The following is a 24321-nucleotide window of genomic DNA, read 5'->3' as shown; positions in this document are numbered from 1 at the left end:
CCGCTCTACACGGCGCTGGAATCCACCGTCGTTGCGTTGATCCTGCAGCGCCCGGCAACGCCCGGCGAGCGCTTGCCCGGCCAGGCCGCAGCGGGGCGTGCCCCGCTCTGCACGGCGCTGGAATCTCCCGTCGGTGCGTTGACCCTGTAGCGCCGGGCAACGCCCGGCGGGCGCTTGCCCGGCCAGACCCCAGCGGGGCGGTGCCCCGCTCTACACGGCGCTGGACTCCACCGTCGTTGCGTTGATCCTGGAGCGCCGGGCAACGCCCGGCGGGCGCTGGCCCGGCCAGACCCCAGCGGGGCGGTGCCCCGCTCTACACGGCGCTGGACTCCACCGTCGTTGCGTTGATCCTGGAGCGCCGGGCAACGCCCGGCGGGCGCTGGCCCGGCCAGACCCCAGCGGGGCGGTGCCCCGCTCTACACGGCGCTGGACTCCACCGTCGTTGCGTTGATCCTGTAGCGCCGGGCAACGCCCGGCGGGCGCTTGCCCGGCCAGACCGCAGCGGGGCGTTGCCCCGCTCTGCACGGCGCTGGAATCCGCCGTCGTTGCGCTGACCCTGTAGCGCCGGGCAACGCCCGGCGGGCGCTTGCCCGGCCAGCCGCAGCGGGATGTTGCCCCGCTCCACACGGCGCTGGAATCTCCCGTCGTTGCGTTGATCCTGTAGCGCCGGGCAACGCCCGGCGGGCGCTTTCCCGGCCAGACTGCAGCGGGGCGCTGCCCCGCTCTACACGGCGCTGGAATCCGCCGTCGTTGCGCTGACCCTGTAGCGCCGGGCAACGCCCGGCGGGCGCTTGCCCGACCGAGTCCCAGCGGGGCGGTGCCCCGCTCTACACGGCGCTGGAATCGCCCGTCGTTGCGTTGATCCTGTAGCGCCGGGCAACGCCCGGCGGGCGCTTGCCCGACCGAGTCCCAGCGGGGCGGTGCCCCGCTATACCCGGCGCTGGAATCGCCCGTCGTTGCGGTGATCCTGTAGCGCCGGGCACCGCCCGGCGGGCGCTTGCCCGACCGAGTCCCAGCGGGGCGGTGCCCCGCTATACCCGGCGCTGGAATCGCCCGTCGTTGCGGTGATCCTGTAGCGCCGGGCACCGCCCGGCGGGCGCTTGCCCGGCCAGCCGCAGCGGGATGTTGCCCCGCTCTACGACGCCGCCGGCGTGGTTTCAGAAGACCCCCAGCGCCAGCCCCGCCGCGAGCAGCGCGCCCAGTTCGCGGCCGCGTGCCAGCTCCGCTTCCGGCAGCACCTTGGGCGCCGCGATTGCCTCCGGCGTCTGCGCATGGGTGCAGACCAGCACCGGTTCGGCCACCTCGCGCAGGCGCAGGCCGGTGGCTATGCGGCGCAGCTGGGCGATGGTCGGCTGCCCGTCCGATCCGGCGCAGACCACCAGCGCGTATGGCTTGCCGTCGCAACGCCCCAGCAGCGGGTAATAGCTGCGGTCGAAGAAATCCTTCATCGCGCCGCTGATCGAGGCCAGCGTCTCCGGCGTGGCGAACACCACCGCATCGGCGGCCAGCACGTCGTCGGCGCCGGCATCGGCCGCTTGCAGCAGACGCACGTCCAGCAGAGCGCCGGCACTTTCGCGCGCCGCCGAGGCCACCGCCCCGGCCATCGCCCGGGTGGCGCCGGTGAAGCCATGCCACACCACCAGCAACCGGCGTGGCGCGGCCTCTGCCACGTCAGGCGTCCAGCCCGATCGGGCAGCTCACCCCGGTGCCGCCCATCCCGCAATAGCCGTCCGGATTCTTCGCCAGATACTGCTGGTGGCCATCCTCGGCGTAATAGAACGGCGGCGCCGGGAACACGATTTCGGTACTGATGTCGCCATAGCCGGCCGCGCGCAGTTGCTGCTGGTAGACCTCGCGACTGGCCATGGCGGCGTCGTACTGGGCCTGGCCGTGGCAGTACAGCGCCGAACGGTACTGGGTGCCGGTGTCGTTGCCCTGGCGCATGCCTTGGGTCGGATCATGGTTTTCCCAGAACGTGCGCAGCACCTGGTCCAGTGACACCGTGGCCGGATCGAACACCACCCTCACCACTTCGGCATGGCCGGTCAGCCCGGAACACACTTCTTCATAGGTCGGGTTCGGCGTCACTCCGCCCTGGTAGCCCACCGCGGTGCCGACCACCCCCGGCAACTGCCAGAACTTGCGCTCGGCACCCCAGAAGCAGCCCATGCCCACGTCCAGCACCTGCATTCCCGGGAACGGCCCGCGCAAGGGCTGACCGTTGACGTAATGCACGTTGCGCAACGGCAGCGGCGTGTCCCGGCCCGGCAAGGCCTCTTCCGGCCGCGGCAGCCGCTGTTTGAACGCGCCGATGCCCAGCAATCCCGCGCCTGCTTTCAAAAGCCCTGCACCCAACATGGTCGACTCCTCAGGCCGGCAGCATGCCGGGTTCCGGGTCACCGTCCACAATGGGGCCGGCGCTGACGTTGCCCAAGTCCAGCGCGGCGACGATGGCGTCCGCCGGGGCCTGCGCGGCATCGGGCACACACACCCGCAACACCCCGAACAGCGGCAGCTCGCCCATGCCGCCGAGCAGCGATTCGCCAAACACGAAGGCGGGAATGCCGGCCGCCTCCAGCGCGTGCTTGACCAGATGGGCATCGAACAGATTGTCGGCCTGGTAGACCAGTTGCATGGGGTTCTCCGGAACGGGACGGCGGGAAAGGATCCGAATGCGACGCGGTTTCAGCCCGGGCGGCACAGCGCATCGGTGGCGGCCACGTGCGCGGTTTCCCCGGCTCCGGCCTGGCGCCACTCGCGCAACGCCGGCAGCGCGGCCAGCGCCTGCAGGTAGTCGGCCGCCACCGTGTCCAGGGCCACGCCATAACCCTCGAAGCGGATCGCCACCGGGGCGAACATCGCATCGACGATGCCGAACTGGCCGAACAGGAAATCCCCGCCGTGACCATGCTCGCGGCGCAGCTCGCGCCACAACGCCTGCACCCGGTCGATATCGCGCTGGGCCGCGGCGTCCCAGCGGTAGGCGTCGGGCTGGCGCCGGCTGTTCATCGGCAACTGGCTGCGCAGCGCGGCAAATCCCGCATGCATTTCCGCGGCCGCGGCGCGGGCAATTGCGCGCTGGCGCAGGTCCGCCGGCCAGCCACGCCCGTCCAGCCAGCGCTCGTTGGCGTACTCGCAGATCGCCAGCGAATCCCACAGCAACAGCTCGCCATCGTGCAGCGCCGGCACCTGGCCGGTCGGCGAATGGCGCAGTGCCGCGGCGGCGAAACCGGGCGTATCCAGTTCCAGCATGACCTCGTCGAACGCCACGGCGAAATGCCGCAACAGCAACCACGGCCGCAGCGACCACGAGGAATAGTTCTTGTTGCCGATCACCAGTACGGGACGGTTCATGGGCGCATGAGCGGGGGGACGGAAGGCCCAGCATAGGCCGATCGGCGGCACCCCGCAGCCGGCTCGGCTAAACTTGCGCTTTGCCTACTGTTGCGCTGCCGCCATGTCCGAGACCCCCGCCGCTTCCCCCGCCGACATCACCCCGGAGAACGCTCCTGCCGGGAAGCGGGCCGCCGATGCCCCGGCATCGGAGAAAAAGGACTTCATCCGCCAGATCGTCCGCGAGGACCTGGCCAGCGGCAAGCACAGCGCGATCAAGACCCGCTTCCCGCCCGAGCCCAACGGCTACCTGCACATTGGTCATGCCAAGTCGATCTGCCTGAACTTCGGCATCGCCGGCGAGTTCAACGGCGTGTGCAACCTGCGCTTCGACGACACCAACCCGGCCAAGGAAGACCCCGAGTACGTGGCCGCGATCCAGGACGATGTGCGCTGGCTGGGTTTCGAGTGGAACGAACTGCGCCACGCCTCGGACTATTTCGAGGCCTATTACCTGGCCGCCGAGAAGCTGATCCGTGACGGCAAGGCCTATGTGTGCGACCTGTCGGCCGAGGAAGTGCGCGCCTACCGCGGCACCCTGACCGAGCCGGGGCGCAATTCGCCGTTCCGCGAGCGCAGCGTCGAGGAGAACCTGGACCTGTTCCGGCGTATGCGCGCCGGCGAATTCCCCGATGGCGCCCGCACCCTGCGCGCCAAGATCGACATGGCCAGCGGCAACATCAACCTGCGCGACCCGGCGATCTACCGGATCAAGCACGTCGAGCACCAGAACACCGGCAACGCCTGGCCGATCTATCCGATGTACGACTACGCGCACGCGCTGGGCGACGCGCTCGAAGGCATCACCCATTCGCTGTGCACGCTGGAATTCGAGGACCACCGCCCGCTGTACGACTGGTGCGTGGACCACGTCGACTACGCCCATGACGACGCGCTGACCCAGCCGCTGGTCGATCGCGGCCTGCCGCGCGAAGCGGCCAAACCGCGCCAGATCGAGTTCTCGCGCCTGAACATCAATTACACGGTGATGAGCAAGCGCAAGCTGATGGCGCTGGTCAGCGAAGGCCTGGTCGACGGCTGGGACGACCCGCGCATGCCGACCCTGCAGGGCCTGCGCCGGCGCGGCTACACCCCGGCGGCGATGCGCCTGTTCGCCGAGCGCGTGGGCATCTCCAAGCAGAACTCGATGATCGACTTCAGCGTGCTGGAAGGCGCGCTGCGCGAGGATCTGGACAGCGCCGCCGCCCGCCGCATGGCAGTGGTCGAGCCGCTCAAGCTGGTGCTGGCCAACCTGCCCGACAGCTTCGAGGAAGCCCTGACGTTCTCCAACCACCCCAAGGATGAAAGCTTCGGCACCCGCCAGGTGCCGTTCGCCCGCGAGCTGTGGATCGAGCGCGAGGATTTTGCCGAAATCCCGCCCAAGGGCTGGAAGCGCCTGGTGCCGGGCGGCGAAGTGCGCCTGCGCGGCGCCGGCATCATCCGCTGCGATGAGGTGATCAAGGATGCCGACGGCCACATCACCGAGCTGCGCGGCTGGCTGGACCCCGAATCGCGTCCGGGCATGGAAGGCGCCAACCGCAAGGTCAAGGGCACCATCCACTGGGTCAGCGCACGGCACGCGGTGGCAGCGGAAATCCGCCTGTACGACCGCCTGTTCTCGGTGGAAAACCCCGATGACGAATCCGAAGGCAAGACCTACCGCGATCACCTCAACCCCGAATCGCGCCGCAGCGTGACCGGCTATGTCGAGCCGTCCGCCGCGCTCGCCGCCCCGGAACAGTCGTTCCAGTTCGAACGCACCGGTTATTTCGTCGCCGACCGCCGCGACCATGGCGCCGCCACGCCGGTATTCAACCGCAGCGTGACCCTGCGCGATACCTGGGCCAAGTAAAAAGCCCCCCGCGCCGGCGCGGCTGCCGGCTTTCCCGGCTGAACGTCCCGCCCCGGTCCGCCTGGCCTCGCGCCGGGCGGCGTTACCATGGGCCCGCGCGATCGCCGGCTGTTCCGCCGCCCCGCCTGTCCCCCGCCCCCTTGGAATCCGAATCCCGATGCTTTACGCGCAAGTCCACCTGACCCTCCCCGCCTGGATCCACGAACACGTCGATACCGGCCGCGTCTATGCCAGCGACGAAGACAAGGTCGCCCTGGCGATCGAGCTGTCGCGGCTGAACGTGGAGGCGGACACTGGCGGCCCATTTGGCGCGGCGGTATTCGGCCCGGATCACCGCATCATCTCCGCCGCGGTCAACCGGGTCATGCCGCACAGCACCTCGCTGGCGCACGCGGAAAACATGGCCTACATGCTGGCCCAGCAGCGCCTGCAGACCCCGCGCCTGAACGACGTGCTGTCGCCGGTCACCCTGGCCACCTCCTCGCAGCCATGCTGCCAGTGCTATGGCGCCACCGTCTGGGCCGGCATCGACCGCCTGCTGATCGGCGCCAACTCGACCGATGTCGAGGAGCTGACCCCGTTCGATGAAGGTCCGCTGCCGGCCGACTGGGTCGGTGAACTCAACAAGCGTGGCATCGAAGTTGTGCAGGGCCTCAACCGCGAGGCCGCTCGCGCGGTGCTGCACCGCTACGGCCTGACCAACGGCGCGCGTTACTGACCTGCGCCTGCCAGCGGGAGCGGGGCCCGTGGCGACAGGCTTTCCGGCACCCCTCCCTTGCGACACCTCCCGCTTCTGCACCTCCGCACTCCAAGGACTACGATGACTGGCCTGCTTTGCTACTGCCGTCAGGGGTTCGAACCGGAACTCGCCGGCGAACTCAACGAGCGCGCCGGCCAGGTCGGCGTCGCCGGTTATGCCCGCGCCCAGCGTAATGACGGCTACGTGCTGTTCGTCACCGACGCGGCCGACGCGATGGCCCAGCGCCTGCCGTGGCGCGAGCTGATCTTCGCCCGGCAGAAACTGCGGGTGCTGGCCGAGCTGCCGCAGCTGGACCCGAGCGACCGCATCACCCCGATCCTGGCCGCACTGCACGGCCACGCCCGCTTCGGCGACCTGTGGGTGGAGCATCCCGATTCGGACGCCGGCAAACCGCTGTCCGGGCTGGCGCGCAGCTTCGGCAACGCGCTGCGCCCGGCACTGCGCAAGGCCGGGCTGCTGACCGACAAGGCCAACGACAAGCTGCCGCGCCTGCACATCGTGTTTGTCGATGGCACCCATGCCTTCGTTACCGTGGCCGATACCCGCGACAGCGCACCGTGGCCGCTGGGCATCCCGCGGCTGAAGCTGCTGCCCGATGCGCCGTCGCGCTCGGCGCTGAAGCTGGACGAAGCACTGTTGACCCTGATCACCCCGGAAGAGCGCGAAACCCTGATGCAGCCGGGAATGCGCGCGGCCGATCTGGGCGCCGCGCCGGGCGGCTGGACCTGGGTGCTCACCCGCCAGCATCTGCGCGTGACCAGCATCGACAACGGCCCGCTGCGCCAGCACGTGCTCGACACCGGGCTGGTGGAACACCTGCGCGCCGACGGCTTCCACTGGAAACCGGAAACGCCGCTGGACTGGATGGTCTGCGACATGGTCGAGCAGCCGCGCAAGGTGGCCGAACGCATGGCCACCTGGCTGCGCGAAGGCTGGTGCAAGCACACCATCTTCAACCTGAAGTTGCCGATGAAAAAACGCTGGGACGAAACCCGGTTGTGCCTGGATCTGTTTGCCCAGCAGGCCGAGCGCCCGCTGATGATCCGTGCCAAGCAGCTGTATCACGACCGCGAAGAGATCACGGTGTTCGCCACCGCGACCAAACGTCGCTGAACCTGGCGGCACGCCGGGCAAACCGCCTTGTTCCGGCCGCAATACCGTCCGGCGTGGCGTGGCCGGGCGGCAGTGCGGCCTGCCACCGCCGGACCCGGCGACTGCGGCGAGCAGGCCTGGCGGGCATTCGGCCCCAGCCCCCAGCGGCCCAGCCGCGCAATCGGCCCGTCGACATATCCGCGGTGCCTCTGCGGACAGGCCCCGGCCGATCTCAATCCATGCAACCGGCCACAGGCACACTGTTCTCCTGAACCGGAGATCCGCCATGCACGCCATCGAACTGAACGACGCCGCCGGTTTCGGCCACGAATTCCTGCGGCTGACCCTGCTGCAGGGCTTCCAGTCGCTGACCAAGCGCGACCTGGAACTGCTGATCTTCGTGCTGCTGGAACGCGATGGCGCAATCTCGCGCAGCGAATCCAACGCCGCCGTCGCGCTGCGGCTGCGCGTCACCGCGGCCAAGGTCAAAGGACTGCGCCGCGACGGCTATGCGCGCTGGCGCGCACTGGTACCCGAAGCGGGCGATACCGCGCTGCAGCGGATCGTCGCCGGTGTGCTCACCGACGCCAACCTGCGCTCGGGGGCACGCCATGTCAGCGCGCGCAGCCGCAAGGACGGTTTTCTTGCCATCCGCATCGAACATCCCGACGACGCCCAGCAGTTCGAGCAGGCCATCGTCGAGGTGGGGGCATTGCCGGTGTATGAGCGCAACCGCGAAGTGGTGGCGGTGCGCTTCGACACGCTGCTCAAGATCGCCGAACGCTGGGGCTACCTGCAGCCGGACCCGCGCCGGATCACCGCGGAACTGGAAAAAATGGCGCCTGCCGCCGAAGAGGTGGCCGACCTGTTGAAAAAGGACCTGGGCCAGCTGCGTTGGGCCGATGTGCGCCGTGCGCTCAACAGCCTGGGCGCCAAGGCCATTGCCAGCAGCGCCGAAGGCGGGCTGAAAGGCCTGTTGAAACTGGTGTTCCCGTTCTTGCCGGGCTGATGCGGCCAGCTGCGCCACGGCGATGAACCGTTACCGGATACGCACCCTGTGTGGACGCCCCCTTCAAAAGCGTTTAACCCGCCTCGGCCCAGCATGCGCCTTTCATCCCCACAGGAGTCATGCGATGAATACCCCGCGTCTGCTGCTTCCCGCCGTCCTGCTGCTCGCCGTCGCCGCGATGCCCGCGATGGCGCAGGAAACCGGCAAGGTCACCCTCGATGAAAACGGAACCCCGGTGACGGTGACCTCGGAAGAATCCAATTCAATCAAGGGCGGTTACCATATCAACTTCGCAAAGCTGGACCGCAACCACGACGGCTACATCAGCCGCGAAGAAGCCAAGGCCGATCCTACGCTGGAACGGGAATTCGACGCGGTGGATACCAAGCATGCCGGCCGCCTGAGCAAGGCGCAGCTGGAAGGCTGGATGAAGAAGAAGTAGCCCGTGGGAAAGCGGGACCGGCCGCGCCGATTGCGCCCTGCCCAAGAGGTCCGCCGTGTCCCGTTTTCCGTATCTGCTGTTGACCGCTCTCATCACCGCCCCTGGCGGCACCCTCGCCCAATCCGCACCGGCCAATACCGCCGTCAGCTCGCCCCTGTCCTCGGCGCCTGTGCAGGTGCGCACCCAGGCGCTGGCCACTGGTGCGGTGAGTCACCAGGTGCAGGTGGCGACACCGGCGGGCGAAGCCGCCGTCACCGTACGCTCGATCCAGCCTGACAACGTGGTCGGCAATTACCGCATCGATTTCGACGCACTGGATGTCGACGGCGACGGCTTCATCAGCCGCACCGAAGCCCAGGCCAATCCGGCGCTGGCCGATGAATTCAATGCGCTGGACAGCAGCCGTCGCGGGCGCCTGGATCGCCGCCAGCTGGCCGGCTGGCTGATCGACTGACCGCGCGTTCTCCAGCTCAGCCGCCGGAGGCGTGCTTCCAGAACGCGGACAGCAGCGGCGGCAGCTTGCCGGCCATGCCCATGGCGGGGCCGCGGGCCAGGGTGAGGTGCAGTTCGTCGTTGGAGAACAGCGTATTGATCGCGGTGAAGCTCTTGGCCGCCAGAGTGTTCTGGCTGCGCCGCTGCCGTGCCCAGCGTTGCAGCCGGTGCGGCGCATCCCAGGCACGCCGGTGCTTCTGCGCATCGCGCACCAGTTCGCGCAATGCGGCGACATCGCGCAGCCCGAGGTTCACCCCCTGCCCGGCCAGCGGATGCACCGCGTGGGCGGCATCGCCCAGCACCAGCACGCGGCCGGCGACATAGCGCTCCACCAGTTGGCGCCGCAGCGGGAACGCCACGCGTCGGGAGGCCAGCTGCAGCGCGCCCAGGCGGGCGGCGAAGGCGGTGGTCAATTCCCGGTTGAACGCCTGCTCGTCCAGCGCCAGCACGCGCGCAGCCTCGGCGTCGGGCAGCGTCCATACGATCGAATTGCGGCGCTCGCCAATCGGCAGCACCGCCAGCGGCCCACTGGGCAGGAAGCGCTGCCAGGCGGTGGCTTCGTTGGGCCGCGCGCTGTCGACATAGGCGACCACGCCGCGCTGGGCATAGTCGTGGCGGTCCACCGCCAACCCCGCCAGCGCGCGCAAGGTGGAGTCGGCCCCGTCGGCGGCGATCGCAATGGCCGCCTCCAGCCGTCGCCCGTCTTCCAGCCGCAGGCGCACGCCGGTTTCATCCTGCTCCAGCGTCTGCACCCGCGCCGGACTGTGCACCTGCACGCCGGCCGCCGGCAGCGCCGCCCACAAGCGGTCCGCCAGCAGCGCGTTTTCGACGATCCAGCCAAGCTGGCGGCGACCCAGCCGGTCGGCATCAAACCGGATTTCCTCGCCACCGGCCGCATCCCACACCCGCATCCGCCGATAGGCGCAGGCGCGGGTGTCGCGCACTGCCGGCCAGACCCCGAGCGCGGCAAGCAGCTCGGCGTTGTCCGGGGCAAAGGCGTAGACGCGCAGGTCCGGCTGCGCGGCCGACCACGGGGCCGGCTCGCGGCCTTCCACCAGCGCCACCTGCAAGCCGCTGTCGGCCAGCGCCAGCGCGCAGGCCGCGCCAACCACGCCCCCACCGACGATCACCGCATCCAGTTTCATCCGCCGGTTCATCGCGCCTCGCTCCTGCACAGCGCCGGCACCTCGCCGCGGAACCCCATCGCGCCGCCAACCAGCAGCGACTGCAGCTCGCGGGTCTGCGAAGCGGCTACCAGGCCCAGGCTGCGCAGGCGGCGCGCGGCGGGCGTTTCGTTGCTGGTGAAGCGGGCCAAGCCCTCGGAGAACGCGATGGTCTGCCGGCGGTCTTCTTCGCGCCGTGCCACATAGGCGCGCAACATTGCCTCGCTACCCGCTTCGGCCGGCGCCTGTTCAATCAGTTCGGCCAGGGTCAGCGCGTCGCGCAGGCCGAGATTGAAGCCCTGCGCACCCAGCGGATGGATGGTCTGCGCGGCATTGCCCAGCAGCAGCGCACGCTCACCCAGGCATGACTGCGCCAGCACCTGGACCAGCGGATAGGCGCTGCGCGGGCCACTTTCCAGCAGCCGCCCCGCACGCCAGCCGATGGCCTGCTGCAAACGCGCCAGCCAGCTTGCCTCGTCCAGCGCCATCACCGCATCGGCCTGCGCGCGTGCCACGCCGTGCACCACCCCGTAGTGGCGATCGCCGCGGGGCAGCAGCGCGGTGGGGCCGCTATCGGTGAAACGCTCCCACGCGGTGCCGTCGGGCAGGCGCTCGCTGCGCACCCGCGCCACCAGCAGCGTCTGTCCGTAATCATGTTCCTCGGTGCCGATGCCCAGCGCTTCGCGCAGCATCGAACGGGTGCCGTCGGCGCCGACCACCAGCCGCGCGCGCAGCGAACATTCGCCCTCGGCGGCGGCAATCACCACCTCACGGCGGCCGTCGTTGCCGGTCTCACCCAGACGCAGGAAACGGGCCGGACGGTAGCGCCGCAGGCGCGGCAATTCGTCCAGGCGCGCTGCCAGCGCTTCGCCGAAATCGCGTGCCACCACCACTTGTCCGAAAAATTCGCGGTCGTAGTCGGCCGCATCGAGCCTGACCCGGCCGAAATCGCCGGCACGGCTGACATGGATGCGGCGGATCGGCCCGGCCGCGGTGCGCAGTTTGGCCATCACCCCGAGCGCGGTCAGCGCATTGACGGTGGCCGCGGCGAAACTGAGATTGCGCTGGTCGAACACCGCCGGCAGTGCACCGGCCGGCGTCGCCTCCACCAGTGCCACCTCCAGCCCCAGGTGGTCCAGCGCGATCGCCAGACTGGCGCCAACCAGTCCGCCACCGATGATCAGCACATCATGATGTTCACTCATGCGCCCATGATAAGCGCTGGACCGGAAACTGACGGCGGCCGCGCAACTGCCGGTCAGCGTCCACAGTGGCTAGAATGGTGGCCTGAACAAGGGAATCCCATCGCCATGACCGCCAACGTCCAACGCGTTTTCATCCTGTCCGTGCTCGTGCTGCTCATGGCCGGCACCCGCATCAACCATTTCGCCCCGCTCCCCGATGCCTCGTGGGCGGTGTTCTTCATCGGCGGCTTCTACCTGCGCAGCTGGACCCGCTGGGCGTTCCCGGCGCTGATGGCGCTGGCGGTGGCGGTTGACTGGGCGGTGATCAGCCATCAGGGCCTGGACTTCTGGCAGCACTACTGCGTGTCGGCCGCGTACTGGATGCTGATTCCCGCCTATTTCGCGATGTGGGCCGGTGGCAGCCTGCTGCGCCGCTCCTACACCGGGGCCTGCTGGAGCTCGCTGGGCCGGTTCGCGATGACGCTGATCGCCTCGGTCGCCCTCTGCCACCTGATCGCACAGGGCAGCTTCTACTGGATCAGCGCCTCGGTCAGCGAGCCGACCTTCGCCGGCTGGGCCAAGAACTACAGCGACTGGCTGCTGCCCTACCTGCGCAGCGCCGCACTGTACGCCACCGCTGCCGTCGTGGCGCAGGTCGCCAGCGAGCAGTTCGGCAAGCTGGCCGCCGGCCCGCGCAACATCGCGCACTGAGCGGCCGCCATGGGCAACCGGCTTTCCAAGATCTATACCCGCACCGGTGACGATGGCAGCACCGGCCTGGGCGATGGCAGCCGCACCGGCAAGGATTCGGCCCGGGTCAACGCCTATGGCACCGTCGATGAGGCCAATTCGGCCATCGGCGTATTGCTGGCGGTGCGGATTCCCGACGATATCCGCGCCCTGCTGACCACCGTGCAGCACCAGCTGTTCGACCTGGGCGGGGAGCTGTGCATCCCCGGCCATGCCGCGATCCACGGCGCAGACATCGATGCCCTGGAGCGCCATCTGGACCATTACAACGACGACCTGCCGCCGCTGAAGGATTTCATCCTGCCGGCCGGCGGCGAAGGCGCCGCCCGTTGCCACCTGGCGCGCACGATCGTGCGCCGGGCCGAACGCGAAACGGTGACGCTGGCGCGGCTGGAAAGCGTGCGGCCCGAAGCGGTGCGCTACCTGAACCGCCTGTCGGACCTGCTGTTCGTGCTGTCCCGGGTTCTGGCCCGCGCCGACGGCCACGGCGAGGTGCTGTGGAACCACGAGCGCCGGCGCGGCTGAGCGGCGCGGTTCCCGGCCCTGCGGCGGCGCCCGGCTACAGTACGGACATGCTGGTATTCACCCATCCCGCCTGTCTGGACCACCACCCCGGCCCCGGCCACCCCGAATCGCCGGCGCGCCTGCGCGTGGTTCTCGACGCCTTGCACGCGGCGTTCCCCGATGCGCTGGACTGGCGCATCGCGCCACCGGCCAGATTCGGCGACCTGGCCCGGGTGCATGAGCGCGAGCTGATCGAATCGATCCTGCAGCCGCAATCCGAAGCGCTGCGCATACTGGATATGGATACGACGATGTCGCCAGGTTCGGCCCAGGCCGCCCTGCATGCGGCCGGTGCCGGTGTCGCGGCGGTGGACGCGGTGATGTTGAAGGCCGATACCCGCGCCTTCTGTGCAGTGCGTCCACCCGGTCATCACGCCACCCATGACACCGCGATGGGCTTTTGCCTGTTCAACAACATCGCCGTCGCCGCCGCCTATGCCCGCGACCACTACGGGCTGGAACGCATCGCCATCGTCGATTTCGACGTGCACCACGGCAACGGCACCCAGGCGATCTTCGAACACGAGCCGCGGGCCGCCTACTTCAGCACCCACCAGTCCGGCCTGTTCCCCTATACCGGGACCATGCGCGAACGCGGCGCCGGCAACGTCTGCAACATCCTGCTGCCACCGGGCAGCGGCAGCTTCCGCTTCCGCAATGCCTGGGCCGAGGACCTGCTGCCGCAGATCGGGGCATTCCAGCCGCAGTTGCTGCTGGTGTCGGCCGGCTTCGATGGCCACATGCGCGACCCGCAAGCCGACCTGATGCTGGAAACCGCGGATTTCGCCTGGCTGAGCGCCGAGCTGGTACGGATCGCCCGGCAACATGGCGGGGGCCGCGTGGTGTCCATGCTCGAGGGCGGTTACGACCTGGATGCGCTGGCCGAGTGCAGCGTGGCCCATGTCCAGGCGTTGCGCCGCCCATGAGCTTCGCATGAACCCCGCACCCCTGCCGGCCGTGGTCTTCATTGCCCCTATGCAGGCGATGCGGCAAGCTAACCGCCGTTTAACCCTGAAATCCAATCGCGTGCGCCGAGCCCTCCGCCTGCTGCCTCTGCCCCTGAGCATCGCCATCTGCCTGCCGGCCATGGCTGACGAAAAGCCGGTGAACTGGGACCTGTGCCCGACAACCGACGTGCTTCCGCTGTTCGATGAAGCGCCCAAGGCGGACAAGGCCGCGGCCGCCATGCGCGACCAGCTGCCCACCGATATCGAAGGTGACCAGCTCTCCGGCACCAGCACTACCCCGCAGTACCAGGGCAATGTCGCGCTCAAGCGCGGCGACCAGTTTCTGGGCACCGACAACCTGCGGTTCGATACCGAATCGGGCAATTACATCGCCGAAGGCAATGTGCGCTACTCCGATTCGTCGATCCGGATGATTGCCGACCGCGCCGAAGGCAACCAGGAAAGCGATACCCACAAGATCAGCAATATCCACTACCAGCTGGTCTCGCGGCGGGGCAACGGCGGGGCCGACTCGATCGACCTGCAAGGCGCGGTCGGGCAGATGCACCGGTCCACCTACACCACCTGCGACCCCTCGCAGCCGGTCTGGAAACTGTCGGCACCGCAGATCGAGGTCGACAACGACGAAGGATTCGGCACCGCGCGCAACGCGGTCCTGCGCATCGGCAAGGTGCCGGTGCTGTACGCGCCATGGTTCAAGTTCCCGATCGATGACCGCCGCCAGACCGGCCTGCTGTATCCGCAGCTGAGCATGTCCGGGCGCAACGGCTTCGACTACGCGCAGCCGATCTACTTCAATCTGGCGCCGAATTTCGATGACACCCTCACCCCGCGTTACATGAGCAAGCGCGGCGTGCTGCTGGACAACGAATTCCGCTATCTCTACGAAGGCGGCCGCGGCCAGCTCGATACCCTTTACATGCCCGACGACACCCTGCGCGCCCGCTCCCGCGGCAAGGTCGAATACAGCGGCTATCACAACATCGACAGCAACTGGCAGGCGCGCGCCAACCTGTTCTGGGTCAGTGACGAACGCTATATCGAGGATTTTTCCAACCGGCTGCTGGGGGTGAGCGCCTCCAACCTGCAGAGCACCGCCGGCGTCTACGGCACCGGCACCACCTGGACCGCCGGGCTGATGGCCGACCGCTGGCAGCTGACCGATTACACGCTCACCGAGGCCTCCCTGCCCTACAGCCGCCAACCCCGCCTGTTCGCCACCTGGGAGCAGCCGTTCGGACGCTGGTTCGAGGCCGGCGTCTACGCCGAAGCGGTGCGCTTCACCCATGACGACATCCACCTGAAAGATGCCGGCTTTGATCGCACCGGGGTGACCCTGGCCCAGCCCGGCGGTTCGCGGCTGGATATCAAACCCTATCTGTCGATGCCACTGGCGGGCGCGTCGTGGTTCCTCACCCCCACCCTGGCATGGCGCTATACCGCCTACCAGCTGGACAAGGCACTGGCCGATTCACTAGGTGGCGAGCGCAATCCGACCCGCAGCATGCCGATCACCACGGTGGACGCCGGGCTGTTCTTCGATCGCGAAACCACATTGGGCGGCAAGTCCTACCTGCACACCCTGGAACCGCGCGTGTTCTACCTGAACACCCCGTACCGCGACCAGAGCGCGCTGCCGCTGTTCGACACCCGCGCCTTCACCTTCAGCTGGGGCCAGCTGTTCCGCGATTCGCGCTACACCGGCGCCGACCGCCAGAACGACGCCAACCAGCTCACCACCGCACTGACCACCCGCCTGTTGCGCGAGTCCGATGGCCGCGAAAAGCTGTCCGCCAGCATCGGCCAGATCACCTATTTCGATGATTCGCGGGTGACCCTGGACAGTGCCGAGGCGATTGTCGAGAAAGGCAAGTCCGCCTGGGTGGCCGACGTCAACTGGGCACTGACGGATCGCTGGACGCTGGGCAGCACCTACCAGTGGAATCCCAAGTACCGGCAGGAAGACCTGGCCAGCCTGCGCGCGCGCTACCTGCTGCCCAAGGACGGCGTGGTCAACCTGAACTACCGCTACCGTCGCAACGCCAGCACCGGTACCGACCAGCTCAAGCAGGCCGATTTCTCGTTCCTGTATCCGATCAACCCCAGCTGGAGCGTGGTCGGCCGCTATTACTACTCGCTGCTGGACCGCAAACCGCTGGAAATCATCGGCGGCGTGCAATGGGACAGCTGCTGCCTGGCGGTGCGCGCACTGGCACGGCGCTATGTCAAAAACCGCGAAGGAGAACTCAACAACTCCCTCCAGATCGAGTTCGTGCTCAAGGGCCTCGCCTCGGCTGGACAGGACACGGACCGCACCCTGCGCCGTGCTATTCTCGGCTACAACCGAGACGACCTGTACCTCGTTCCGCCCAGCAACATCGCGGCCGGCGAGGATGACTACGATCCGAACCAGATTCCATGACCAAAACCCTACCTGTTGTCCTCGCCAGTCTGCTGGCGTTTTCCGGCGTGTCCGTCCCCGTCGCCGCACAGCAACAAGTGCAGCCGCTGGACCGTATCGCCGCCATTGTCGACGAGGATGTGGTGCTGCAGAGCGAACTGCAGCGCGCGGTCAACAACATCAAGTCCCAGTACGCCGGGCGCGACAACCAGTTGCCGCCCGATGCCGTGCTTGAACGCCAGGTGCTGGAACGTCTGGTGCTGGTGAAACTGCAGGTGGCGCGCGCCCAGAGCAGCGGCATCCGCGTTGGCGATGAAGAGCTCAACCATGCCATTACCGGCATCGCCCAGCAGAACGGCACCACTGTCGACACGCTGCGCCAGCGCCTGGCCCAGGACGGAATTTCCTTCGAGGACTTCCGCAAGTCGGTACGCGATGAAATCCTGGTGCAACGCCTGCGCCAGAGTTTTGCGCAAAGCCGCATCAACGTCAGCGAAGGCGAAGTCGATGCCGCGCTGGCCCAGCAGAACGCCGCCGGGACCCAGTACCACCTTGCCCACATCCTGGTAGCCCTGCCGGAAGGCGCAACCGCCGAACAGATCAGCACCGGCCAGAGCAAGGCCGAAGGCATCAAGAACCTGCTGGACAAGGGTGAACTGGATTTCGCCGCCGCGGCCGTGCGCTATTCCGACAGCCCCAATGCACTGGAAGGCGGCGACCTGGGCTGGCGCAGTGCCGACGAAATCCCCAATGCGTTCTCCAAAGCGGTGCGTGAGCTCAAGCCGGGCGCCGTGCTGGGCCCGATCCGCGGTCCGAGTGGCTTCCAGCTGCTCAAACTGGTGGAAGTGCGCGACAGCAATGCCGGCGATACCCATACCGTGACCGAATACCATGCCCGGCACATCCTGGTGCGGGTGACCGACAGTCAGGACGATGCCGCGGCCAAGGCCAAGATCGAAACCCTGCGCGCCCGCATCCTCGGGGGCGCCGACTTCCAGACCGTGGCCAAGGAGTCTTCCGAAGACGCCAACAGCCGTGGCCAGGGCGGTGATCTGGGCTGGTTCCCGGCCGACGCCTTCGGCCCGGACTTCGGCAAGCAGGTTGAGAGCGTTGAAGATGGCGGCGTCAGCCCGGCCTTCCGCACCGACGCCGGCTGGCACATCGTGCAGCGCGTGGCGACCCGCCAGACCGACGTCAGCAGCGAAAGCCAGCGTGCGCAGATGCGCGAAACCATCGGCCGTCGCAAGCTGGAAGACGAGTACAACCGTTTCCTGCAGGAACTGCGTGGCGAAGCCTATGTCAGCTTCCGCATCGGCGACCGCGCCGAGAACACGGCCGCACCGCCGCAGCCCTGAGCCATGACTGCCCAGCTCGCTCTGGTACCGGGCGAGCCCTCCGGGATCGGCCCTGAACTCTGTGTCCGACTGGCGCAGCAGCCGCGCACCGATTGCCGGCTGCTTGCGTTTGCCGACCCCGCGACCCTTCGCGCCGCCGCCGCCGCGCTGCAGCTGCCACTGAATCTGCTGCCGGAAACCGCCGCGGCGGAGCACCCCGGCGACCTGCGCCTGCGCCCCGTTGCCAATGCCACCGCTTCCCGCTTTGGCCAGCCCGACCCGGCCAACGCCGCCGCGGTGATCGCGGCCCTGCTGCAAGCCGGAGCCGCCTGCCTGAGCGGCGAGCTGGACGGCGTGGTGACCGGCCCGGTGCACAAGGCCGTCATCAACCTGGGGGGCATTGCCTACAGCGGCACCACCGAGCTGCTCGCGCAGCAGGCCCGTTGCGAAGTGGTGATGATGCTCGCCAACGACACCCTGCGCGTGGCCCTGGCCACCACCCACCTGCCGTTGCGCGCCGTCGCCGATGCGATCACCGCGCCCGCACTGCGACAGAGCCTGGAGATCATCCATCGCGCCCTGCAGCGTGACTTCGGTCTGCAACAGCCGCGTATCGCCGTGCTCGGCCTGAACCCGCATGCGGGTGAGGAAGGACACCTGGGCATGGAAGAGATCGAGGTCATCATTCCGTTGCTGCAGCAGTTGCGCAGCGAGGGCATGCAGCTGATCGGCCCGGTGCCGGCCGATACCGCGTTTTTGCCGGGCAAGCTGGCCGGCTTCGATGCGGTGCTGGCGATGTACCACGACCAGGGCCTGCCGGTGCTCAAGTACAGCGGCTTCGAGCAGGCCGTGAACATCACCCTCGGGCTGCCGTATCCGCGCGTTGCGGTCGATCACGGCACCGCACTGGAACTGGCCGGCAAGGGCGTGGCCGACCCTTCCAGCCTGTTCGCCGCCACCCGTCTGTGCGCGCGTCTGGCCGCACAACGTAAACTGGGCGCATGAACCCCACACATTCCCCACGCGACGGCGCCGGCTTCCACGCGCCGCCGAAAAAATCGCTGGGCCAGCACTTCCTGGCCGACCGCACCTACGTCGACCGGATCGTCCGCGCGGTCAATCCCAAGGCCGGCGACCGGCTGGTGGAGATCGGCCCCGGCCAGGGCGCGATCACGCTGCCCATGCTGCGCCAGCATCCACAGCTGACGGTGATCGAGTTCGATCGCGACCTGATCGCCCCGCTCACGGAGGCCGCCGCCACGCTGGGCGAGCTGACCATCATCCATCGCGACGTGTTGCAGGTCGATTTCACCGAACTGGCTGCAGGTACGCAGATCCGGCTGGTCGGCAACCTGCCCTACAACATCTCCTCGCCGATCCTGTTCCATGCCCTGGAGCATGCCGCGGCGATCTCCGACATGACCTTCATGCTGCAGAAGGAAGTGGTGGACCGTATGGCGGCCGCACCGGGCAGCAAGGTCTATGGTCGCCTCAGCGTGATGCTGCAGGCCTGGTGCGAGGTGACCTCCTTGTTCGTGGTGCCGCCGGGCGCATTCCGGCCGCCGCCGAAGGTCGATTCGGCAGTGGTGCGGCTGGTGCCACGCGATCCTGCGCAGGTCGGCATCAACGACAAGGCACGCTTCGCCGAAGTGGTACGCGCCGCGTTCGGCCAGCGCCGCAAGACCCTGCGCAACGCGTTGAACGGTGTCTGCGATGCGGCCCAGTTCGAAGCCGCCGGCGTCCGCAGCGATGCCCGCGCCGAGCAACTGGAAGTTGCCGATTTCATCCGTCTGGCCAACACCGCACCTATTTGAGCGTTTCAATCCCCCGCTTTTGCTTACACTTGTGCGCATGGAAGATTCCCGCCATTACGCGATTGAAATCGAGGTTTCTCCGCGGTTTCTTGAAGAGCAGTCGGCACCCGACGAAGGCCGCTATGCGTTCGCCTATACGATCCGCATCCACAATCGCGGCAGCGTTGCCGCGCGCCTGATCGCCCGCCACTGGCGCATCACCGACGGCCAGGGCCGCGTGGAACAGGTGGATGGCGATGGCGTGGTCGGCGAGCAGCCGCGGCTGCGCCCCGGCGAGCAGTTCCATTACACCTCCGGGGTAATGCTGGAAACCGAGCACGGCACCATGCAGGGCCACTACGACATGCTGGCCGATGACGGCACCGAATTCGCCGCGCCGATCGCGCCGTTCGTGTTGTCCATTCCGCGGACGCTGCACTGATGGGAGCGCAGGCATGAGCGTGTGGGCCATCGGCGATCTGCAGGGCTGCTACGACGTCACCCAGCGGCTGCTGGAGAAGATCCGCTTCGACCCGGCAGTGGACAAGCTGTGGTTCTGCGGCGATCTGGTCAACCGCGGCGGGCAGTCGCTGGAAACGTTGCGGCTGGTGCACTCGCTGCGCGAGCACAGCCAGGTCGTGCTGGGCAACCACGACCTGTCACTGCTGGCCATCGGTGCCCGCAGCGAAGAGGAACAACGCAAGGTCAATCCCGATCTGCAACGCGTGGTGCTGGCCGAAGACCGCGACGAGCTGCTGACCTGGCTGCGTATGCAGAAACTGCTGCATGTCGACCGCAGCCTGGGCTGGATGATGATCCATGCCGGGCTGGCGCCGAAGTGGACCACCACATTGGCCGAAAAGCACGCCCGTGAGATCGAACAGCAGCTGCGCGGCGGCGGCTATCGCAAGCTGTTCCGCAACATGTATGGCGACAAGCCGAGCTGGTCACCGGGGTTGACCGGCTATGACCGCTCACGGGCGATCATCAACATCTTCACCCGCATGCGTTACTGCACCCCGCGCGGGCGCATCGCCATCGAGGAAAAAGGCACGCCGGGCACCCAGGCGCTGGGCGCCTATCCCTGGTTCGAGGTGCCGGGCCGGGCCGAGCGCGACCTCAAGATCGTCTGCGGCCACTGGTCCACCCTGGGGCTGACCATCACCCAGGGCGTGCACGCGATCGATACCGGCGCGGTGTGGGGCGGCAAGCTCACCGCATTGCAGCTGGACAGCGAGGAGCTGCGTGTCGTGCAGGTGCCCGGGCGCGAGGTTTCCGGGCCGCCGCCGATTCCGCGGGCGCCGCGCAAGCCCCGCCCGGACCGCCGCAATGACCGGCGTGGGCCACGCCCCGCACCGCCCGCCAGCGGCCGCTGACGCCGCCGGCCTCAGCGCCGGCGGTAATCGATGAAGTCATACGCCAAGGCGTGCCGTGCATCGGCCGCGTGCGATTCGCTCGCGGTGATCTGCCACGCCGAGGCGTCCAACTCCGGGAAATATGCATCGGCGCCGGGGACGCGCGTGTGCACATGGGTCAGATACAACCGGTCGGCCAGCGGCACCAGCAGCCGGTAGATTTCCCCACCGCCGATGACGCACAGCTCAGCGGCCGCCTCTGTCCCGGCGCGTTGCAGCGCCTGTTCAAAGGAGGCGACCGGCTCCATCCCGGCAAAGGGCACCGCGCCGCTGCGGGTCAGCACCAGATTCAACCGCCCCGGCAGCGCACGGCCCAGCGACTGCGCGGTCTTGCGCCCCATCAGGATCGGCTTGCCCAGCGTCAGCGCCTTGAACCGCCGCAGATCGGCGGGCAGATGCCACGGCATGCGGTTGTCCACGCCAATCGCGCGGTCATCGGCGAGCGCGGCCAGCAGCGAGACAGTGATCTTTTCCACGACAGACAGCGCTCACGACCCCAAGTCGCGCCATGATGGCATGTGCATCGGGGCAGGCGCCAACGCGCGCGCCACGCTTAGACCGCGATGGGCGCCTTGATGGCCGGGTGCGGGTTGTAGGCGTCGATCCGGATGTCGTCAAAGCCGAACCCGAACAGGTCCTTCACTTGCGGATTCAGCCACAGCTTCGGCAGCGCCCGCGGCGCGCGCGCCAACTGCTCGCGCGCCTGCGCGTAGTGGTTGGAATACAGGTGCGCATCGCCGAGGGTATGCACGAAATCGCCCACACCCAGGCCCGTCGCCTGCGCCACCATGTGCGTGAGCAAGGCATAGCTGGCGATATTGAACGGCACGCCGAGGAAGATATCGCCACTGCGCTGGTACAGCTGGCAACTGAGCTTGCCATTGACCACATAGAACTGGAACAGGCTGTGGCACGGCATCAACGCCATCTGCGACAGCTCGCCCACGTTCCAGGCACTGACCACCAGCCGGCGTGAGTCGGGATTGCGCTGGATCTCCTCGACCAGCCAGCGCATCTGATCCACTTCGCCGCCGTCGGCGGTGGCCCAGTGCCGCCACTGCTTGCCATACACCGGGCCGAGGTCGCCATTTTCGTCGGCCCATTCGTCCCAGATGGTGACCTTGTTCTGTTTCAGGTAGGCGATATTGGTCTCGCCGCGCAGGAACCACAGCAACTCGTGGATGATCGAGCGCAGATGCAGCTTCTTGGTGGTGACCAGCGGAAACCCCTGGCTGAGGTCGAAGCGCATCTGCCAGCCGAATACGCTGCGGGTACCGGTGCCGGTGCGGTCGGACTTTTCCGCGCCGTGCTCAAGCACATGCCGCAACAGGTCCAGATACTGCTTCATGCTTTTTCTCCCGCCGGCAACACCGGCTGCAGGATTGGCGCACGCCGCGACAGCAGCAGCAGCACCAGCCCCAGCACGATCAGCGGCAGGCTCAGGATCTGCCCGCGGGTGAGCCAACCGAAGGCGACATACAGCCCGTTGTCGGGCATGCGCACGAACTCGACCGCAAAGCGGAAGCAGCCGTACATCAGCGCGAACAGGCCCGCAACCGCATAGCGCGGGCGCGGCCTGGCCGACCAGCCCCACAGCACCACGAACATCACCACGCCCTCCAGCAGCGCTTCGTACAGCTGCGACGGATGCCGTGCGTACTGGTCCAGCGCACCAGTCGCGTACTGGGCCTGCAAGGTCGCCATATCCAGGCTGCGCAGCGGCTCGGGCAGGCCGCTGGGGAAGATCACCCCCCAGCCGGCCTGGGTGTACTTGCCCCACAGCTCGGCGCCGATGAAGTTGCCGATGCGGCCGAAAAACAGGCCCAGCGGCACCAGCGGCGCGACAAAATCGATGGTGTCGGCCAGATGCAGCCGGTGCTTGCGCGACCACCACCACGAAGCTGCCAGCACGCCCAGCAAGCCGCCGTGGAAGCTCATCCCGCCTTCCCACACCTTGAACAGCAGCAGCGGATTGGCAATGAATTCGGCGGTCGCATAGAACAGCATGTAGCCGATGCGCCCGCCCAGCACCACGCCGAGCATTGCGTAGAACAACAGGTCGGAAAAACCGTTGGCATCCACCCCGGGCAGGCGGCCGGCGCCAATCCGCCGACGCCCGAGGAACCAGGCCGAGCTGAAGCCCAGCAGATACATGATGCCATACCAGTGCACCTTGACCGGCCCCAGCGAAAGGGCGATCGGGTCGATATCGTGGAAATAGATCATGGATGCAGGCGCCTGACGGACAAGGGCCTATTCTCGGGGTAGCGCCCGGGATGCTCAACCACGCGGGCCTCAGCGCAGCAGCTGCGGGGTGTCCGGCAGCTCATTGGGTTCAGCCGCACCGGGCGTGGCCGGGAAGTGCTGGGCCAGCAGCGCGCATACGTCGGCCACCGCCTCGAGCACCGCCGCCTCCTGCTCGCCGCTGCGCATCCGCGCGCGTATCCGTTCGCATATCCGCTGCCATTGCGCCGCCGTTACCCGCGCCGACAGGCCGCGATCGGCAACGATCTCGATGGCATGGTCGGCCAGCAACAGATAGATCAGCACGCCGTTGTTGGCTTCGGTGTCCCAGGTCCTCAACACCGCAAAGGCATGTTCGGCGCGATGCCGCGGCGTCACCTTCTTCCACAACGCGCGCAGCGGCAGGTCGGGCTCGATCGCGAACATCACCTGCCCCCGGTGCCCCCGCTCTCCTTCGGCAATTGCCTGGGTGATGCGCTGCAGGCGATCCGGCGGAAACGCGCGATGCACCGAGGGCGCGAATATATGGCGCAGCCAGCGCATCACCAGCTCCCCGAGGCGCCACCGCCTCCAGAGCTGCCACCGCCGCCGGACCAGCCTCCGCCACCGAAACCGCCGCCTCCACCGAACCCGCCAAAACCACCGCCGCCCCATCCGCCATGACGGGCGAAGCGGCCCGGGCTGGCGCTGGAAAACCCCATCACCAGGCCGATCACGGCGGCCACGCCGCCGGCCAGCAACAGCGACGACAGCAGCCATGCGGCAACCCCTGCCGCACCGCCGGCAAGCACGCCACGGACCGGCCGTGGCAGCCCTGAAAAAATACCGCGCACCACGCTGGCGACCACCAGCCCCACCACCACCGCGAAGATCCAGACATCGCCGCCGCCTTCGCCGCGCGCCTCATGCCCGCTTACCGGTGGCGGCAGCTCTTCGCCATCGACCAGTTTCACCAGCACCGCCGTGGCCTCGGTGATGCCGCCGGCATAGTCGCCCGTGCGGAACTGCGGGGCCAGATATTCCTGGATCACGCGGTTGGCGATGGCATCGGGAATGGCGCCTTCCAGGCCGTATCCGGGCTGGATGCGCACCCGGCGATCGTCCTTGGCGACCACCAGCAGCACCCCGTCATCCACGCCTTTGCGCCCCAGCTTCCACTGGTCGAATACCCGTTGGGTGTATGTCTCGATCGGCTCGGGCATGGTGGTTGCCACGATCAACACCTGCAGCTGCGCGCCTTTGCGCTGCTGCAGCGCCTGCGCCTGCTGCGCCAGCGCCTGGGTCTGTGCCGGGGTCAGGGTGCCGGTGGTGTCGACCACCGGCGAATCCAGCGCCGGAATGGGCGCCAGTGTCTGCGCACCGGCCAGCCCGCAACTGAGCAGCAGCAACAGCAGGCATAAAAACGGCAGGCGCCGGTTCATCGCGGCCGGGTCAATGGGCCGGCGGCGGCGGCGGCGGCGGTGGC

At 68.0% G+C, this 24321-nt stretch carries 26 protein-coding genes; 15 read left to right on the top strand and 11 right to left on the bottom strand.

What is annotated here, in order from left to right; all coding sequences use genetic code 11:
- Nucleotides 1-1157: 1157 nt before the first annotated feature.
- Genes QZH66_RS12845 through QZH66_RS12830 form a run of 4 tightly spaced genes read right to left on the bottom strand, consistent with a single transcriptional unit; the run spans nt 1158 to nt 3354 of the window.
- Complete coding sequence (locus QZH66_RS12845) at nt 1158-1670, bottom strand: NAD(P)H-dependent oxidoreductase (RefSeq protein WP_305806337.1); 513 nt, start codon at nt 1668-1670, stop codon at nt 1158-1160.
- Nucleotide 1671: 1 nt separating this feature from the next.
- Entirely contained in the window at nt 1672-2322 is a 651-nt protein-coding gene (gene msrA, locus QZH66_RS12840) for a peptide-methionine (S)-S-oxide reductase MsrA (protein ID WP_305806341.1), read from the bottom strand.
- 46 nt (nt 2323-2368) lie between these two features.
- The gene (locus QZH66_RS12835) at nt 2369-2635 is read right to left on the bottom strand and encodes a DUF2007 domain-containing protein (protein WP_305806336.1); all 267 of its coding nucleotides are present in this window, start codon (nt 2633-2635) and stop codon (nt 2369-2371) included.
- Nucleotides 2636-2685: 50 nt separating this feature from the next.
- The gene (locus tag QZH66_RS12830; protein ID WP_305806335.1) at nt 2686-3354 is read right to left on the bottom strand and encodes a glutathione S-transferase family protein; all 669 of its coding nucleotides are present in this window, start codon (nt 3352-3354) and stop codon (nt 2686-2688) included.
- A gap of 103 nt (nt 3355-3457) precedes the next feature.
- On the opposite strand from QZH66_RS12830, the gene QZH66_RS12825 reads away from it, so the two are divergent.
- The 6 genes from QZH66_RS12825 (at nt 3458) to QZH66_RS12800 (ending at nt 9002) form a co-directional block, all read left to right on the top strand.
- Nucleotides 3458-5245, top strand: coding sequence for a glutamine--tRNA ligase/YqeY domain fusion protein (locus tag QZH66_RS12825; RefSeq protein WP_305806334.1), 1788 nt, complete (start codon nt 3458-3460; stop codon nt 5243-5245).
- Nucleotides 5246-5402: 157 nt separating this feature from the next.
- Entirely contained in the window at nt 5403-5963 is a 561-nt protein-coding gene (locus tag QZH66_RS12820) for a nucleoside deaminase (protein ID WP_305806333.1), read from the top strand.
- 102 nt (nt 5964-6065) lie between these two features.
- Nucleotides 6066-7118 (top strand): 23S rRNA (cytidine(2498)-2'-O)-methyltransferase RlmM, encoded by a 1053-nt coding sequence (gene rlmM / locus QZH66_RS12815; RefSeq protein WP_305806332.1) that lies wholly within the window; start codon nt 6066-6068, stop codon nt 7116-7118.
- Between the two features lie 265 nt (nt 7119-7383).
- On the top strand, nt 7384-8106 hold the full coding sequence (locus QZH66_RS12810; RefSeq protein ID WP_305806331.1) for a hypothetical protein: 723 nt from the start codon (nt 7384-7386) through the stop codon (nt 8104-8106).
- Nucleotides 8107-8230: 124 nt separating this feature from the next.
- Nucleotides 8231-8548 carry a hypothetical protein gene (locus QZH66_RS12805; RefSeq protein ID WP_305806330.1) on the top strand — a complete coding sequence of 106 codons (318 nt, stop codon included), beginning with the start codon at nt 8231-8233 and terminating at the stop codon, nt 8546-8548.
- Between the two features lie 55 nt (nt 8549-8603).
- Nucleotides 8604-9002 carry an EF-hand domain-containing protein gene (locus QZH66_RS12800; RefSeq protein WP_305806329.1) on the top strand — a complete coding sequence of 133 codons (399 nt, stop codon included), beginning with the start codon at nt 8604-8606 and terminating at the stop codon, nt 9000-9002.
- A gap of 16 nt (nt 9003-9018) precedes the next feature.
- On the opposite strand, the gene QZH66_RS12795 is transcribed toward QZH66_RS12800, so the two are convergent.
- The gene (locus QZH66_RS12795; protein ID WP_305806328.1) at nt 9019-10197 is read right to left on the bottom strand and encodes a UbiH/UbiF family hydroxylase; all 1179 of its coding nucleotides are present in this window, start codon (nt 10195-10197) and stop codon (nt 9019-9021) included.
- Complete coding sequence (gene ubiH, locus QZH66_RS12790; RefSeq protein ID WP_305806327.1) at nt 10194-11408, bottom strand: 2-octaprenyl-6-methoxyphenyl hydroxylase; 1215 nt, start codon at nt 11406-11408, stop codon at nt 10194-10196. Before ubiH ends, QZH66_RS12795 begins: the two co-directional genes overlap by 4 nt.
- A 105-nt stretch (nt 11409-11513) precedes the next feature.
- On the opposite strand from ubiH, the gene QZH66_RS12785 reads away from it, so the two are divergent.
- From QZH66_RS12785 to QZH66_RS12745, 9 genes are read left to right on the top strand one after another with little or no spacing between them, the layout of a single operon-like run.
- Entirely contained in the window at nt 11514-12098 is a 585-nt protein-coding gene (locus tag QZH66_RS12785) for a hypothetical protein (protein WP_305806326.1), read from the top strand.
- A gap of 9 nt (nt 12099-12107) precedes the next feature.
- A complete protein-coding gene (locus QZH66_RS12780) occupies nt 12108-12662 on the top strand; it encodes a cob(I)yrinic acid a,c-diamide adenosyltransferase (RefSeq protein ID WP_305806325.1) in 555 nt (184 codons plus the stop codon).
- 47 nt (nt 12663-12709) lie between these two features.
- Complete coding sequence (locus QZH66_RS12775) at nt 12710-13627, top strand: histone deacetylase family protein (protein ID WP_305806324.1); 918 nt, start codon at nt 12710-12712, stop codon at nt 13625-13627.
- 58 nt (nt 13628-13685) lie between these two features.
- Nucleotides 13686-16091, top strand: coding sequence for an LPS-assembly protein LptD (gene lptD, locus QZH66_RS12770; RefSeq protein WP_305806340.1), 2406 nt, complete (start codon nt 13686-13688; stop codon nt 16089-16091).
- Nucleotides 16088-17425: a peptidylprolyl isomerase gene (locus QZH66_RS12765; RefSeq protein ID WP_305806323.1), complete on the top strand. Its 1338-nt coding sequence runs from the start codon at nt 16088-16090 to the stop codon at nt 17423-17425. The genes lptD and QZH66_RS12765 overlap by 4 nt, the downstream gene beginning before the upstream one ends.
- A 3-nt stretch (nt 17426-17428) precedes the next feature.
- The gene (gene pdxA, locus QZH66_RS12760) at nt 17429-18409 is read left to right on the top strand and encodes a 4-hydroxythreonine-4-phosphate dehydrogenase PdxA (protein ID WP_305806322.1); all 981 of its coding nucleotides are present in this window, start codon (nt 17429-17431) and stop codon (nt 18407-18409) included.
- Nucleotides 18406-19218, top strand: coding sequence for a 16S rRNA (adenine(1518)-N(6)/adenine(1519)-N(6))-dimethyltransferase RsmA (rsmA, locus tag QZH66_RS12755; RefSeq protein ID WP_305806321.1), 813 nt, complete (start codon nt 18406-18408; stop codon nt 19216-19218). Before pdxA ends, rsmA begins: the two co-directional genes overlap by 4 nt.
- Before the next feature lie 37 nt (nt 19219-19255).
- On the top strand, nt 19256-19639 hold the full coding sequence (gene apaG / locus QZH66_RS12750) for a Co2+/Mg2+ efflux protein ApaG (protein ID WP_305806320.1): 384 nt from the start codon (nt 19256-19258) through the stop codon (nt 19637-19639).
- A gap of 13 nt (nt 19640-19652) precedes the next feature.
- Nucleotides 19653-20573: a symmetrical bis(5'-nucleosyl)-tetraphosphatase gene (locus QZH66_RS12745; RefSeq protein WP_305806319.1), complete on the top strand. Its 921-nt coding sequence runs from the start codon at nt 19653-19655 to the stop codon at nt 20571-20573.
- 11 nt (nt 20574-20584) lie between these two features.
- Here the strand turns inward: QZH66_RS12745 and QZH66_RS12740 are convergent, their stop codons facing one another.
- The 5 genes from QZH66_RS12740 to QZH66_RS12720 form a co-directional block, all read right to left on the bottom strand.
- Nucleotides 20585-21079 carry a dihydrofolate reductase gene (locus QZH66_RS12740; RefSeq protein ID WP_305806339.1) on the bottom strand — a complete coding sequence of 165 codons (495 nt, stop codon included), beginning with the start codon at nt 21077-21079 and terminating at the stop codon, nt 20585-20587.
- 86 nt (nt 21080-21165) lie between these two features.
- Nucleotides 21166-21960 carry a thymidylate synthase gene (locus QZH66_RS12735; protein ID WP_305806318.1) on the bottom strand — a complete coding sequence of 265 codons (795 nt, stop codon included), beginning with the start codon at nt 21958-21960 and terminating at the stop codon, nt 21166-21168.
- Nucleotides 21957-22838, bottom strand: coding sequence for a prolipoprotein diacylglyceryl transferase (gene lgt, locus QZH66_RS12730; RefSeq protein ID WP_305806317.1), 882 nt, complete (start codon nt 22836-22838; stop codon nt 21957-21959). Before lgt ends, QZH66_RS12735 begins: the two co-directional genes overlap by 4 nt.
- A 69-nt stretch (nt 22839-22907) precedes the next feature.
- Entirely contained in the window at nt 22908-23399 is a 492-nt protein-coding gene (locus tag QZH66_RS12725) for a TPM domain-containing protein (RefSeq protein WP_305806316.1), read from the bottom strand.
- A complete protein-coding gene (locus QZH66_RS12720; protein WP_305806338.1) occupies nt 23399-24277 on the bottom strand; it encodes a TPM domain-containing protein in 879 nt (292 codons plus the stop codon). Before QZH66_RS12720 ends, QZH66_RS12725 begins: the two co-directional genes overlap by 1 nt.
- Nucleotides 24278-24321 lie beyond the last annotated feature (44 nt).

Source organism: Stenotrophomonas sp. YIM B06876 (assembly GCF_030711595.1).
GTDB lineage: Bacteria > Pseudomonadota > Gammaproteobacteria > Xanthomonadales > Xanthomonadaceae > Stenotrophomonas.
Note: the sequence above shows the minus strand (reverse complement) of the source record. Positions and strands in the feature narration are given on the sequence as shown.

Excerpts from the sequence above, each read along its gene's own strand:
- rsmA (WP_305806321.1), top strand. The coding sequence starts at position 18,406 with ATGAACCCCACACATTCCCCACGCGACGGCGCCGGCTTCCACGCGCCG.
- apaG (WP_305806320.1), top strand. The coding sequence starts at position 19,256 with ATGGAAGATTCCCGCCATTACGCGATTGAAATCGAGGTTTCTCCGCGG.
- rlmM (WP_305806332.1), top strand. The coding sequence starts at position 6,066 with ATGACTGGCCTGCTTTGCTACTGCCGTCAGGGGTTCGAACCGGAACTC.
- QZH66_RS12745 (WP_305806319.1), top strand. The coding sequence starts at position 19,653 with ATGAGCGTGTGGGCCATCGGCGATCTGCAGGGCTGCTACGACGTCACC.
- QZH66_RS12775 (WP_305806324.1), top strand. The coding sequence starts at position 12,710 with ATGCTGGTATTCACCCATCCCGCCTGTCTGGACCACCACCCCGGCCCC.
- QZH66_RS12720 (WP_305806338.1), bottom strand. The coding sequence starts at position 24,277 with ATGAACCGGCGCCTGCCGTTTTTATGCCTGCTGTTGCTGCTGCTCAGT.
- QZH66_RS12780 (WP_305806325.1), top strand. The coding sequence starts at position 12,108 with ATGGGCAACCGGCTTTCCAAGATCTATACCCGCACCGGTGACGATGGC.
- QZH66_RS12810 (WP_305806331.1), top strand. The coding sequence starts at position 7,384 with ATGCACGCCATCGAACTGAACGACGCCGCCGGTTTCGGCCACGAATTC.
- QZH66_RS12735 (WP_305806318.1), bottom strand. The coding sequence starts at position 21,960 with ATGAAGCAGTATCTGGACCTGTTGCGGCATGTGCTTGAGCACGGCGCG.
- ubiH (WP_305806327.1), bottom strand. The coding sequence starts at position 11,408 with ATGAGTGAACATCATGATGTGCTGATCATCGGTGGCGGACTGGTTGGC.
- lptD (WP_305806340.1), top strand. The coding sequence starts at position 13,686 with ATGCGGCAAGCTAACCGCCGTTTAACCCTGAAATCCAATCGCGTGCGC.
- QZH66_RS12765 (WP_305806323.1), top strand. The coding sequence starts at position 16,088 with ATGACCAAAACCCTACCTGTTGTCCTCGCCAGTCTGCTGGCGTTTTCC.
- pdxA (WP_305806322.1), top strand. The coding sequence starts at position 17,429 with ATGACTGCCCAGCTCGCTCTGGTACCGGGCGAGCCCTCCGGGATCGGC.
- QZH66_RS12805 (WP_305806330.1), top strand. The coding sequence starts at position 8,231 with ATGAATACCCCGCGTCTGCTGCTTCCCGCCGTCCTGCTGCTCGCCGTC.
- QZH66_RS12825 (WP_305806334.1), top strand. The coding sequence starts at position 3,458 with ATGTCCGAGACCCCCGCCGCTTCCCCCGCCGACATCACCCCGGAGAAC.
- QZH66_RS12830 (WP_305806335.1), bottom strand. The coding sequence starts at position 3,354 with ATGAACCGTCCCGTACTGGTGATCGGCAACAAGAACTATTCCTCGTGG.
- lgt (WP_305806317.1), bottom strand. The coding sequence starts at position 22,838 with ATGATCTATTTCCACGATATCGACCCGATCGCCCTTTCGCTGGGGCCG.
- QZH66_RS12835 (WP_305806336.1), bottom strand. The coding sequence starts at position 2,635 with ATGCAACTGGTCTACCAGGCCGACAATCTGTTCGATGCCCATCTGGTC.
- QZH66_RS12785 (WP_305806326.1), top strand. The coding sequence starts at position 11,514 with ATGACCGCCAACGTCCAACGCGTTTTCATCCTGTCCGTGCTCGTGCTG.
- QZH66_RS12725 (WP_305806316.1), bottom strand. The coding sequence starts at position 23,399 with ATGCGCTGGCTGCGCCATATATTCGCGCCCTCGGTGCATCGCGCGTTT.
- QZH66_RS12795 (WP_305806328.1), bottom strand. The coding sequence starts at position 10,197 with ATGAACCGGCGGATGAAACTGGATGCGGTGATCGTCGGTGGGGGCGTG.
- QZH66_RS12820 (WP_305806333.1), top strand. The coding sequence starts at position 5,403 with ATGCTTTACGCGCAAGTCCACCTGACCCTCCCCGCCTGGATCCACGAA.